We start from the raw sequence: 13,602 nt of genomic DNA, 5'->3' as shown, positions 1-13,602 counted from the left end.
CATGATGTCCGTATACACCGAGCCCGCGCTGGACCTGGGTCTGACGTGCCTGCCGACGTACCTCGTCATCGACGCCTCGTCGTCGATGAGCCCGCACCAGGGGGTCCTGAACGCGACCTTGGAGCGGGTGTACCAGACCCTGCAGCGCAGCCCGCGGGTCAGCGAGTTCGCGCACATCTGCCTGATCGCCTTCTCCACCGACCCGCACCTGGTCATCCCGATGTCGGAGGTGTCCCAGGTCCCGGTCATGCCGGAGATCGTCTGCGCCGGCGCCACCGAGTACGGCAAGGTCTTCGAACTGCTGCGGCAGTGCATCGAGAACGACGTGACCGCGCTGCGCTCCGGCGGCTGGGACGTGCTGCGCCCCGCGGTGTTCTTCTTGACCGACGGGGCCCCGACCGACCGCCACTGGAAGGCGCGGTTCGACGCGCTGGTGGACCCGGGCTGGCCGCGGCGTCCACACGTGATCTCCTACGGATTCGGCGGGGCCGATCCGGCGGTGCTGAAGCAGGTGTACACCAAGCTGGCGTTCCTGGCCGACGGCTCGGACTCCGAGGCGGCCCTGAGCGAGGCGTTGAGCAGCATGCTCAATACCCTGATCAACTCCTCGGCGAACAACCAGCTGACGCTGGCGGTGCAGACCACGGGCTTCCAGACCATCGCCCTCAACCGAGAGTACATGGACTGACATGGCCGCGCAGAGGGTTGCGAGCCGGCGGGGCGGGATCAGCGCGGCCGGCGTACTGCTCGCGTTGTCGGTCACGTTCGTGTGCGCGGGGGCGGCTACGGCGCTCACGGTCGGGAGGCCGAAGCCGGCGGCTTCGGCCCCGGTTTCGGTGACTTCTCCGAGGCAAGCGACCACCACGATTCCGACAGGAGCGGCGACCACCTCGGTCACGCCGACACCGACGCCGTGTGGCACACCGGAGCAGACCCGGTCCTCGGGTTGGTACTCCCCGACCGGTTCTGCGAGCTCGTCCGCTGACGACGAGTGTTCGGGAGAGCCGGCCAAGACGAAATGTCATGAGGACTACACGCGGAAGCCGAAGCACTGCCCGCCCGTGTCCACGCCATGGAACCCGACTGCCACTGGCCTGAGTCGCTCCACCGCCGACTCCACTCACGGCTCGGCCTCAAGGTCCGCTTCGAGCACTGACACGGCCACGGCGACGGCGACGGCGACGGCGACCGATACTGATAACGGCAACGGCAACGGCACCAGCACGGACACCGACAGTGGCAGTGGCAGTGGCAGTGGTAGTGGTAGTGGTAGCGGCACCAGCACCAGCGACCGGAGCGGGCCGTGACCACCGCGAACCTCGCGGCCCTGACCATCGGCCGCGACAACAACGGGGTCCTGGTCGTCGCCGAGAACGCCATCCTGCACATAGCTCCCGATGCCAACGGCGCCTCGCGCGTCATCGACTACCACGGGCCCCGGCCCAGGCCGGTACCGCGAGGCGTCATCAGCCTGCTGCCGCGTGAGTCCCACGCGCTCCTCGGCCGCGATCGGGAACTGGCCGACCTGGACCGGACCGTCTCGACCGGCGGCTCCGTGCAGCTGTTCGGGCCGTCGGGCATCGGCAAGAGCACGCTCCTGCGGCACGCGGCCCGGCGGCTGGGGCCCGGGATGGACGGCGTCGTGCACCTCAGCGCCCGCGACCGCGACGTGTCCGAGATCGCACAGGAGATCTTCCGGGCCTGCTACGACGCCTCGGACTACGTGCCATCCGCGGCCGAGTTGCAGACCTACTTGCAGCGACTGCACCTGCGGATCTACCTGGACGACCTGTCCTGCTCACCGGCTGATCTCAAGCAGCTGATGGACGTGGTCCAGAACTCGACCGTGGTGTTCACCGCACACAAACGGATCCCCGCGGCGGCCGTACGCACCCTGTCGATCGGCGGCCTCGACGAGTCCTCGGCGGTCAACCTGCTGGCGCACCACTTGCACCGGCAGCTGCTTCCGGGCGAGCGCGCGGACGCCGCGGCGCTGTCACTGCTCGACGCCGTACCCCGGCACCTGCAACGCGTCGCGGCGCTGGGCCACCCCAAGCTGCCCGAGCACAAGCAGCTGCCGACGATGCTCAGGACACTGATCCGGCGGCAGGCGCCGGCCGGGCGCGAGGTGCTGCTCCTGATGGCGTCGTTCGGCGGCGGCGACGTCGCCCCGCACCATCTGGACACGCTGCTAAAGCGCTCAGACGCGGCGGCGGTGTGCCGCACGCTGACCGATGCCGGCCTGCTCGCCGAGGGCGAAGGCGGCTGCTACCGCTGTCCCGATGACGTGCAGACGGCGGTCGTCGACATGTTCCGGAACCTCTACCCGGCCGACGTCCTGTGCCGCCACCTGACCGCCTGGGTCAAGGCCCCGACCACCACCCCGGACGCGGTGGCGATCCACCACCAGGCCCTGGACACCGTCGTCTTCAGGGCCGAGCAGAGCAACCACCCGGATCTCGGCGTGGCACTGGCCCACGCCGCGGCGCCGAAACTCCAGGCCTCGCTACGGTTCAGCGCCTGGGGCACCCTCCTGGGCGTCGGCTGGTCCGCGGCCCAGAAGGCCGGAGACAAGCAGGCCAAGGCGTACTTCCTGCACGAGGAAGGCGTCCGCTGCCTGATGATCCACAAGCTCGCGCCGGCCGCCCTGCTGCTCACCGAGGCGGTGGTGCTGTGGCAGGAGCTGAACGTCATGAGCCAGATGCAGGCGGCCCAGCACTCGGCACAGCTCGCCGCCTCGCAATCGATCGGCGCGCACCCAGGTGCCGCCGCCATGGGTACCGCACACGCGCACATGACAGCGGCAGCTGCGCAGGCACACGCGGCGGCACAGGCAGCAGTCGCGCACGGGGCGACTGGTGCCGGGTCGGGGCTCATGGCGGCGGCACCGAGGCCGACCTATGTCATGCACGGCGGTCATGCCGCTCACGGGGCAGCAAACGGGGCGGCCGCGCATGGGATGGCAAGCGGGGCCGCTGGAGCTCACGGGACAGCGAACGGCGCCGCCGCGCACGGAGCAGCAAACAATGCCGCCGCACACGGGACGGCGAGCACGGCCACTGGAGCACACGGAGCTGCGAACAGTGCCACCGCACACGGAGCCGCGACTGCCCACGGAGTGGTGAACGGTGCCGCGACGACTCACGGCGCGGTAGCGAGCAGCAGTCAGGGAATCGCCGCCGTAGGCCACGCCGCAACTGGCACAGCCGCCACTCACGGAGCGGCAGCCGGCAGTCACCTCGCTGCCGCGGCAGCCCATGCGGCCAGGCCGGTCTTCAATCTCAGCACGCTTGCCGCCGGCCACGGCACGGTCGCGGCCGGCAACGCAGCCGCAGCCGGTAGCGGCCTCGCAACAGCCGGCGGCGCCGTGACCGGCAGTGGCGTCGCAACAAGCAGCGGTGTTGCGACAGGAAGCGGCGTCGCGACAGGCGGCACCGCCGCCGGGTCCACAACCGGCTCGGCGGCCACCGTCGGCGGCGCGACCACCCACGGCATCGGCTCCGCCGCCGCGTTGAAGGCCGCGGTGGTCGGGGTGACCCTGTGCGCGGCGGTCGGAGGCGGCATCGCAGTGGTCAGCGCCAACTCTTCGCGGTCCGCTCCGCCCCCGCCGCCCGCATCCGCATCGGCGACCGTCGATCCGGTCTGCGCGACTCTCGGCCCCCCGCTGAACGGCGACATCGCGGCCTACAACAGCCAGGGCCTCGACTTCGATTCCATGATCAACTCTGCCGGCGACCAGGGCAACACGCCTGCTGTGCAGAGCTCCGGGGAGGCGTTCCTCGGCACCATCGATTCCTTGACGACCACCATGGAGAACGCGAGCTCTCAAGCCACCGATCCCACGCTGCTCTCGGCTCTCGGCGGCGCGGAGACCGAGGCGGGCAGCTTTAAGCAGAACGTCCAGAACTTCCTCAGCCAGTCCACCACTTCCTACGACAACGACCCGACCACCTTCAACAAGGACCTCAGCCAGATCATCCAGGCCTGCTCGTGACCACCAGTGAAGGAGAACCCTGATGTCAGCACAGCAGCCGTCGATCGGCAGAATCAGCGTCGGCCGCGATCTGAACGGCGCCATCGTCGTGGCCGACGACGCCTCCGTCGTCCTCAATCTCCCGCACGACCCGCCCCCGGCGCAGCCGCATCAGCAGAACACTGCGAAAGACCACGGCACCGTCTACACCGTGGCCCAAGGCGACCTCTACATCCAGCAAACCGCCCAGACAGCGGATACCGGAGAACCCGACGAGGACGCCTGCCGCGCCACCGGCCCCATCGCCGAACCCTGATGTTATATTAAACATTTCTAATTGCCCCGCGAGAGGCCCGCCGGTGCCCGACAAGCTGCTCTACGAGCACGTCCACGCCGAGCTCAAGGGCCGGATCGCCGGTGGACGCTATCCCGTGGGCCAGCGGTTGCCGAGTCCGGCAGACCTCTGCGAGGAGTTCTCGGTCAGCACGATCACGGTCAAGCGGGCGCTCGACATGCTGGCCGCGGACGGCTACGTCGTGCGGCGGCCACGGCGCGGGACCGTGGTGGTCAGCGCCGAGCCCGAGCAGAGGCGGGGAGCCCGCGGGGCGAACGGCACGATCGGGGCGATGGATACGGCGGTCTGGGCGGGCGGTGCGGCCGGCGGTGGGAACGGCGCCACGCTCCCCCTGTTCGGCGCCGTGCTCACCAGCTTCGACGACACTTTCGGCGGCGGGATCCTGACCTCGATGCTCGCCGAGACCGCGGCGCGGGCGAACCTGATCGTCAAGATGTCCTTCGGGGACGCCGACGCCGAGGAGGCGCTGATCGGCGAGCTGCTCGCGGCGGGGGTGGCCGGGCTGGCGTTCCAGCCGAGTTCGTCGGAGTCGGTGCCGCCGGCGTTGCTGGGGCTGCTGGCGCGGCGGTTCCCGGTGGTGATCATCGACCGGTCCTTCGACGGGATCCCGGTCTCGGCGGTGTGCTCCGACAACGTGGCCGGCGGCCGGGCCGCCACCGAGCACCTGCTCGACCTCGGGCACCGCCGGATCGGGTTGGTGACCAGTGCCAGCCGGGTCTCGACGGTGCAGGACCGGCGCAACGGCTACGTGCGCGCGCACGCCGCCCGAGGGGTGCCGCACGACGACGCCGACGAGTTCCACGCCGTCGACTCCGTCACCCCGGGCGCCACCACCAGCCCGGAGCAGGACTTGGCGCGCCTGACCGAGTTCGTGCGGAGCCGCCCGGAGATCACCGCGTACCTGGCCTCCGAGCATCACATCGCGCTGCTGCTGCGCAAGGCCTGCCAGGCGGTCGCCCGGACGGTCCCCGGCGATGTGTCAATAGTCTGCTTCGACCAGGCCGAGGCGCTGGTGGACGACTCAGTGTTCGGCTTCACACACATCGCGCAGGCGCAGCACCTGATGGGCACCCGCGTGATCGAGGAGCTGTTCGCGCAGCTGGCCGATCCCGGCGCGGTGACCAAGCACGCGCTGCCGACCCGGCTGGTGCCCGGCGCCTCGACGGCGGCCAGACACTGACCGGACCGCCGTCGAGACGCCGGGCCTCACGCAGGCCGCGGGCTTGAAAGGCCTGAAAGGCTTGAAAGCGCTACGCCGTGATGGTGATCGAGCCGGCGTTGCTCACGTTGGTGACGTCCACGGCGGCCAGCGTGGTGGCCGCGCTGGAGGCACCGGACGGGATGATGTTCTGCAACGTCACACCGCTGATGGTGCCGCCGGGTAGACCGGTGATCCGGCTGGCTGTCTTGTCCGGTACCCGCAGCCGTACGTTGCGGACGGTCACGTCCTGGATGGGGCCGACCCCGGAGCTCTCGGTCATGAGCGCGAGCCAGCACTGATTGCCCGCGTTGGTGAAGTCCAGCCGCTCGACGTCGATATCGCTGAAGGTGATGCCACTGGCCGTCGCGGTGCCGTACTTGTGGTCGATGCCGATGGCCACCGCCGCGTCGTACACGACCACCTGCTCGAAGGTGACGTTGGACTGCGGCTGGTCGACACCCTGGCCGGCCTTCACCGCGTAGCAGTACGTCCAGCACACCAGATCGGTGAACGTCACGCTGTCCAGCGGCTGCGACTGGCCCGGGACCAAGCTCAGCATGTCCGTATCCGTGGTCCAGGTCTTGGTGCTGAAGTTGTCGTCGAGGCCGATCGCGATCGCGTGCGTGACGGTGACGTTCGTGGACTCCATCACGTCGATGCCGTCGTCCTCGCCCATGTCGAACCGGTTGAAGATCTTGATGTTGGTGAAGGTCAGGTCCGAGGACCGGATGGGGATGACGTTCCAGCTGCTGGACTCCCGGAACGTGATGCCGTCGCAGGAGAAGCCGGTCACCCACACCGGGGCCAGCAGGTTCACCCCGAGATCGCTGGGCGCCAGCGAGGCCATGCCGTTGCCGTCGATGATGCCGCGGCCGTAGAGGCTGATGTTGGAAGAATAGTAGTCGGTTCGCAGCAGCCAGGTCAGGTCGCGGTTCTGCGAGCTCTTGTGCCCGTTCACGGTGTAGTAGCCGCTGTCGCCGGTGTAGCGCAGCACCGCACCGGGCTCCAGATAGAGCGCGGTGTTGCTCAGCAGCACCAGGTTGCCCACGTTGTAGACGCCTTCCGGCACGTACACAGTGCCCTGACTCCCGTTGTCGGCACCCCAGGACGAGGCGTCGGCGATGGCGCTGGTGAACGCCTGCGTCGAGTAGCCCCCGGTCCCGGGCTGCGCGTTGTACGGCGGTGCCGTCACGTTGAAGACGCCGTCGCCGGCGCTGGGCGGCTGGTCGGTCTGCGCCGGGTCGAAAGCCAGGACGAGTTGGGGCCGGCCGTCCACCTTGACGATGTAGTAGCCGTCGCCCGGGAGCGTGAAGGTGAGCGTGGGACCGCTCGCGGTCGCGTGGATGCCGAGTTGCTGAGGGCTGATGCTCCACGAGCCGATGTTCGTGTTGTTGACTTTGGTGACGGCGACCTGCGCGCTACCCGAACCCATGGCGAGCTGCGCGATGTCGTAGCCGGTGAACTTCTGGACGGGGACGGCGGTGCCGTTGACGACCACCGTGTAGTCCGTGGACGCGGGGTAGATCGACGGCACCGGATACACCTGGAGCGAGGCGGCGTCCGGGGTCGCCGCGCCGTCCTGAGGCGCGGCGCTCGCCCGGGCCCGCGCCGACGTGCCCGGCATCACGCCGGACAGGACTCCGGCCGCGCCGAGCACGCCGGCGACGCCGAGGAAGTGGCGCCGGTTCAAACCGGGCATGGGGGATTCGGTGCGCGGTTCCATGCGGGATTCCAATCCTGCGGGCCGGGCCGAAGGTGGTCGGCGAAGTAGGTCCTAGCCCCGCTCCCACGAGGCCAGCCGCGCTCCCACGAAGCCTCACTGTGACGAGCCGCGAATCGCGTGTCAACCTTCGCCGGGCCCAGCTGAACACGAGGGCTGAGATTCGAACACTGATCACCGGCTATTGAACATATTCAATCATCCGACTCACACCCGCTGAACAGCGCCGATGCCGACGTTCCGGCGTGCGGGTGTGTGCGGCGGCTGTGAAACGCGCAGGTTCAAGATTTTCTTTGACCACTGGTCCGGTAATCAACCACCCGCCACCAGGGTGGTTACCTGCGAACTGACCCCTTGACAGAGCCAATGGTCTAGTCCAGCTTGGGGAATTGCGCCGCGTTCGACGGTCCGCCGGATCGTCCGCTCCCATCGCGGCGGCCACGTCACCCCGGCTCGTCGACCGCACAGATCCGACCCGCCGTGCCGCACGCCCGCGAGCCCCACACCGCTCCACCTCGCACGCGCTCCACCTCGCACCCACCCCGCCACGTGAGGAGCACTGGATCACATGATCTCTCGCCGCAACCTGTTCGCGGCCGCTGCCGCCACCGCCGTCTTCCCCTCGGTCGTCACCGCCGCCTCGCGCGCTTCAGCGGCGACCAGCAGCACGCTCGACATCGCCCTGCAGAACAACACGGGCTCGAACCAGGTCTACGCCTTCGTCACCGGCCTGGCCATCGACAACGGCAACGCCTGGTTCCTCCTGCAGGCCGACGGCCAGACCCCGTACTACCCGCCCTCCCCCGCCCAGACGCTCACCCCGCTCGGGGCGAACTGCGCCATCCCGCTGGGCGCCAGCGGCTCGACCACGCACATCACCATCCCGCACCTGGCCGGCGGCCGTATCTGGTTCTCCATCGGCAGCCCGCTGACGTTCCTGGTGAACCCCGGTCCGGCGCTGGTCTTCCCGTCGGTCAGCAATCCGAGCGACCCCAACATCGACCTGATGTGGGACTTCTGCGAGTTCACCTTCAACAGCACCAACCTGTGGGCGAACATCAGCATGGTCGACTTCGTGGCCATCCCGATCGCGCTGACGTCCAACGGCGCGGCCGGAACCCAGACCGCCCTGGGCTTGCCCGCCGGCGCGTTGGACACGGTGTCGGCCGCGCTTCAAGCCCAGAGCGCGGCCGACGGACAGGGATGGAACCAGCTCGTCGTCACCAACGGCGGCGCGAACCTGCGGGCGCTGAGCCCCAACAACGGCATCGTGCAGAATCCCTCGCTTTTGTCAGGCTACTTCGACGGGTACCTGGACCAGGTCTGGTCGAAGTACAGCTCCCAGACGCTGTCCATCGACACCCAGGGCCAGTGGGGCACGGTGACCGGAAACGTGTCCGGAGGCGTGCTCGACTTCCCCGGTGTCGGCTCGTTCGCCAAGCCGTCCAGCGCCGACATCTTCAGCTGCAACTCAGGGCCCTTCAACACCAGCGGGGTCGAGATGGGCGCGCTGACCGCCCGGATCAGCGCCGCCATGAACCGCACCACGCTCCTGATCGACTCCGACCAGCCCGCCGGGGAAAATCCCGCCGACTACTACCAATACGCGCAGACCAACCACTACGCGCGCATCGTCCACGCCACCAGCCTGGACGGCCGCGGGTACGCCTTCCCGTACGACGACGTCGCGCCGACCGGCGGCGTGGACCAGTCCGGCGCGGTCGTGGACCCCGACCCCACCCTGCTCACCGTGACCCTCAGCCCCGTCCACGGCGGCGGAGGCGGCGGCAGCACCCCGCCCATCCAGCTGCAAGCCGAAGACGGGACGCTGCACGGCCTGGGCACCGAAGCGATCTATCCCGGCTACACCGGCACCGGATACGTCGCCGGCTGGAACAAGGACGGCCAGTGGGTCGACCTGCACCCGAACGTCAGCCAGAGCGGCAGCTACAGCGTCACCCTGCGATACTCCGCCGCCGCCGGCAACGCCTCGCGCTATATCTACGTGAACGGCTCAGGCGTCGTGAACAACCTGACCCTGCCCGGCACCGGCTCCTGGTCCTCCTGGAACACGGTCACCATCCCCGGCGTCGCCCTGAACGCCGGGGCGAACACGATATCCGTGATCTACAACAGCTCACTGGGCAGCTCGAACTACGTGAACCTCGACGAGGTCACGGTGCAGTACACGGGTTGAGTCGGCAGCGATCCCCCCGAGTCGGCAGCCATCACCTTCCCCACAGGGAGCTCAAGTGACAACATCTTCACCCGCACGTCCCCACCGACACCGGTTCCTCGCCGTGCTACTGGCCCTGGCCCTGTCGTTCTTCGTCGTGGACGGTCACCAGGCCCGGGCCCACGCGCAGGCCAACGGAGCCGCGACCACGCCGCTGATGGGCTGGAGCAGCTGGTCGTTCCTGCGCAACCACCCGACCGAGGCCGCGATGAAAGCCCAGGCGCTGGCGATGTCGACCAGCGGCCTGGTCAACGCCGGATACAAGTACATCAACCTGGATGACTTCTGGTACCTCGACCCGCAGACCACCGTGGACGCGTACGGCCGCTGGGTCACCGACTCGACGCCGTTCCCGGACGGCATGGCGAATCTGGGCTCGTATATCCACGGGCTCGGAGAGAAGTTCGGCATGTACCTGACACCGGGCATACCGGTGGCCGCGTACAACCAGAACACCCCGATCCAGGGCACCTCCTTCCACGCCCGCGACATCGTCTCCAACACCAGCGGCTACGAGGCGAACTACAACTTCGGCAGCGGCCGGATGTACTTCATCGACTACACCAAGAACCCCGCCGCCGCGCAGGCGTTCCTGAACTCCTGGGCCGACGAGCTCGCCGGCTACGGCATCGACTACCTGAAGATCGACGGCGTCAGCCCCAACGACGGCGACACCCAGGCCGTCGCCGACGTCCAGCACTGGTCGGCGGCGCTCAACCAGACCGGCCGCACCATCCACCTGGAGCTGTCCAACTCGCTGACACCGGCGAACGCCTCCTCCTGGCAGCAGTACTCCAACGGCTGGCGCATCGACGGCGACGTCGAGTGCTACTGCGGCACCAACGGCTCCCCCTATCCGCTGACCGACTGGAACAACGTCTCCGGCCGGTTCTCCGACGTCGTCCCGTGGATCGGCAAGGGCATCAAGGGCGGCTGGAACGACCTGGACTCCGTGGAGGTCGGCAACGGCGCCGACGACGGCCTGACCCTCGACGAACGCAAGACCCAGCTGACCCTGTGGGCCATCGAGAACTCCAACCTCACCCTCGGCGTGGACCTGACCAACCTGGACTCCACCGACCTCGGCCTGCTGACCAACCCCGAGGTGTCGGCCGTGGACCAGAACGGCCACCCGGCACGCGCCGTCGACCGCACCACGTCGCAGCAGGCCTGGTACGCCCCCAACGGGGACGGCAGCTACACGGTCGCGTTGTTCAACCTGTCCGGCTCCGCGGCCACCGCCGCCGTGAACTGGCAGGACATCGGCTTCACCGGCTCCGCGGCGACGGTGCACGACGACTGGTCGCACACCGACCTCGGCGGTTTCGCCTCCGGCTACAGCGTCCAGCTGCCCGCGCACGGCAGCACGCTGCTCAAGGTCACGCCCACCGGCTCGGTCGGCTCCACCGCGATGTCCTACGACATCGTCAACACCAACAGCGGCCTGAACCTGGCCACCTCGGGCACGTCCATCGTGCAGCAGAGTGCTGACAACGGCCTGGACCAGGAATGGCAGCTCGTCCCGCTCGGCGACGGCAGCTACAAGGTCCTGAACCGCACCAGCCACCTGCAACTCGCGGCGCCGTCATCCGCCCAGGGTGCGCAGCTGACGCAGGAGGCCGACGACAGCGCGACCGACACGCGGTGGCGGCTCACGGCCAACGGCAGCGGCGGCTACACCCTGAAATCCTCCGCGGACGGCCTCCTCGCCGACGTATCCGGCGCCTCGACCAGCGCCGGCGCACCGGTGATCCAATGGCCGTCGAACGGCGGCGCCAACCAGCAGTGGACTCTGGTCCCGGTCCCGGACCCGAACGTCGCCTACCGCGTCGAGAACCTGGCGACCGGCGGCCGCCTGGACGTCGACAACGACTCGACGGCCGACGGCGCGACCCTGCTCCAGTACTCCGACAACGGACGGTCCGACCAGCGGTGGACGTTCACCAAGCAGGCGAACGGCGCGTACACGATCGTCAACTCGAACAGCGGCAAGCTGGTCAACATCCCGGGACCGACCACCGCCGCCGGGACCCAGCTCATCCAGTTCAGCGCCGACGGCAACAGCAACTCGCAGTGGACGCTGGTGGACGACGGGCCGGGCGCGATCGGGCTGAAGAGCGTGTATGACAGCCAGCTGATCGACGTCACCAACAGCGAGACCGCGCCGGGCACCGCCGTGATCCAGTGGACCGCGGACGGCGGCGTCAATCAGGAGTGGTCGCTCGTCCCCTGAGCGGGGTCGGGTAGCGCTCGGGACGGGTCGCAGAGTTCTGCGGCCCGTCCCGCTGTCACCGGACTACCTCAGTTGTACGTGACCACGTTAACCGGCCCCGCGTTCGTGGAGCTGACCGCCGCTCCGGTCCCGTTGATCACCGACTGGATGCCGCCCGAGTTGTTGAGCCACACGGTCAGCAGATCGTTGAACTGTACGCCCGGAGTGTTCGGGGCTTGGAAGGCCTCCGCGTTCTCGATGGGCACCCCTAGGTCGAAGTTGGAGTAGCTGCCCATGCCGTAGCCCTGGAACGTGGAGACGCCCGAGGGTATGTAGAAGGCCGGGTAGCCGTTCTGGCTCGGGGTGGCCATCCACGCCGACTGGCTCGGGACGTCGTAGGGGTTCTCGTTCTGGAAGAAGATGACGGTGCCGCCCTGGCCGTTCCAGACCGTCTCATACTGCTGATAGTGCTCGACGGCGAGCCCGTAGGCCGTGACGTCGGCGCCGTTGACCGTCAGACCGGTCGCCGCGGTGTCGGACGTCCAGGAGCCGGCACCGGCGCCGTGGTCGGCACGCCACGACCAGATGTTGTCCAGCAGCGAGTTGTCGCTGTTGTCGACGAAGGCGTCGGTCACCGATCCGGCCTCGGCGCCGCCGACGCGGAAGAACACGTCGTCAACGCTCACCGGGTCGCCGGCGTGGCTCGTCGTGGAGCCCTGAGTCCCGACGGTCAGCAGAGTCGGGGAATTGGTCGGCCCGGCGTCGAAGATCAGGCCGGAGATGTTGACCCCGTTGACGTCGGCCACGCTCATCGTGGTCTGGCCGGCGGTCGGGATCAGCGTCGTGAAGCCGAGGCCGAGGATCTTCGTGTCGGCCTTGGTGACGTCGATCGTCTGGCTGTAGCTGTAGACCCCGGGCGTGAACAGCAGGTTGTCACCGGCCGCCAGGGCCGCGTTGATCTGATCGATCGTGCTCGACGCGTCGATGACGTAGAACGTACTCAGCGCCAGCGAGGTGCCGGGGGTGTCGCCGTTGGTCCAGGTCGGACCGCTGGTGTTGGTCCGCAGCGAGGGGACGAACACGTTGTAGTCGCCCGAGGCGTCGGTGTAGAGGTACGGCTCTTCCTCGGTCGTCGGGCAGGTGCCCAGTGTCGTGTACGGCTGGGGGCCGCCGGCCGATACCGGGGTGCTGCCGAAGCTCTGCGCCGGAGCGCCGGGGTCGCCGCAGAACACCTGGTTCCACACGCCGTTGGTCCAGCTGCCGATGTCGGTGTCACGCACGAGGTACTGCTGCTGCGAGCCGTTCTCCACGGTGCCGTTGAGCTCGGAGTCCGCGATGAAGCCGCCGCTGGACCAGCCCGGCGTCCCGCCGCAGTAGTCCATCAGCGTCAGGTTGCCGTTGACCACGACCCGGCGCATCGGCGAGGCCTGCGACGCCGCCCAGACGTCCTCGCCCGCGTTGCAGCCGGTCAGGCCGGTGACGTTGATCGTCAGGTTCGAGATCGACCGCCAGAAGTTGTCCGTGGCATAGCACTGGGTCTGCACGCCGTCGGTGCACTGGTTCCAGGAGTCGATCGTCCCGTTGATCACGACCTGGCCGGGGTTCTGGCCGAGTCCCTCGACGCTCTCGTAATAACCGATCTGGAAGTCCAGCGGCGCCGCGGTGGAACCGTAGGTCCCGGGTTCGAAGAGGATCTCGTAGCGCTGGTTGCCGAACTGGTTAGGGGCCTGCTGGGTGCCCAGCGCGTTCAAGGTGCTCGCGATCGTGCCGACCGATTCGCTCGGGCTGATCACGATCACGTTCGCGCCCAGGCTGCCGCCGGTCGGAGGAGGCGGCGTGGTGGACGGACTCGATGACGGATTGGTGGTCGGGGGCGTCGTTGGAGCTGTCTCTTATACANATCTG

At 68.5% G+C, this 13,602-nt stretch carries 8 protein-coding genes; 6 read left to right on the top strand and 2 right to left on the bottom strand.

The annotated features are described in order from the left end of the window. Positions 1-4: 4 nt before the first annotated feature. The 4 genes from KGQ19_RS25255 (at position 5) to KGQ19_RS25240 (ending at position 5,508) form a co-directional block, all read left to right on the top strand. A complete protein-coding gene (locus KGQ19_RS25255; RefSeq protein WP_212012465.1) occupies positions 5-688 on the top strand; it encodes a vWA domain-containing protein in 684 nt (227 codons plus the stop codon). Positions 689-1,303: 615 nt separating this feature from the next. Further along, the gene (locus tag KGQ19_RS25250; protein ID WP_212012463.1) at positions 1,304-3,994 is read left to right on the top strand and encodes an ATP-binding protein; all 2,691 of its coding nucleotides are present in this window, start codon (positions 1,304-1,306) and stop codon (positions 3,992-3,994) included. 22 nt (positions 3,995-4,016) lie between these two features. Then, a complete protein-coding gene (locus KGQ19_RS25245; protein WP_212012461.1) occupies positions 4,017-4,289 on the top strand; it encodes a hypothetical protein in 273 nt (90 codons plus the stop codon). A gap of 43 nt (positions 4,290-4,332) precedes the next feature. After that, positions 4,333-5,508: a GntR family transcriptional regulator gene (locus KGQ19_RS25240; protein ID WP_212012459.1), complete on the top strand. Its 1,176-nt coding sequence runs from the start codon at positions 4,333-4,335 to the stop codon at positions 5,506-5,508. A 70-nt stretch (positions 5,509-5,578) separates the two neighbouring features. Here the strand turns inward: KGQ19_RS25240 and KGQ19_RS25235 are convergent, their stop codons facing one another. Next, positions 5,579-7,252, bottom strand: a complete 1,674-nt coding sequence (locus KGQ19_RS25235; protein WP_212012457.1) for a glycosyl hydrolase family 28 protein — start codon at positions 7,250-7,252, stop codon at positions 5,579-5,581. 565 nt (positions 7,253-7,817) lie between these two features. Here KGQ19_RS25235 and KGQ19_RS25230 point away from each other — a divergent pair. Continuing rightward, positions 7,818-9,446 (top strand): beta-1,3-glucanase family protein, encoded by a 1,629-nt coding sequence (locus KGQ19_RS25230; RefSeq protein WP_212012455.1) that lies wholly within the window; start codon positions 7,818-7,820, stop codon positions 9,444-9,446. A gap of 55 nt (positions 9,447-9,501) precedes the next feature. Beyond that, positions 9,502-11,718 (top strand): alpha-galactosidase, encoded by a 2,217-nt coding sequence (locus tag KGQ19_RS25225; protein ID WP_212012453.1) that lies wholly within the window; start codon positions 9,502-9,504, stop codon positions 11,716-11,718. 68 nt (positions 11,719-11,786) lie between these two features. On the opposite strand, the gene KGQ19_RS25220 is transcribed toward KGQ19_RS25225, so the two are convergent. Continuing rightward, complete coding sequence (locus KGQ19_RS25220; RefSeq protein ID WP_212012451.1) at positions 11,787-13,448, bottom strand: pectate lyase-like domain-containing protein; 1,662 nt, start codon at positions 13,446-13,448, stop codon at positions 11,787-11,789. Between the last annotated feature and the right edge of the window lie 154 nt (positions 13,449-13,602).

The organism is Catenulispora pinistramenti (assembly GCF_018274385.1).
GTDB classification, from domain to species: Bacteria; Actinomycetota; Actinomycetes; order Streptomycetales; family Catenulisporaceae; genus Catenulispora; species Catenulispora pinistramenti.
The sequence above is the reverse complement of the archived record's forward strand: the minus strand, read 5'-3'. Positions and strand labels throughout refer to the sequence as shown.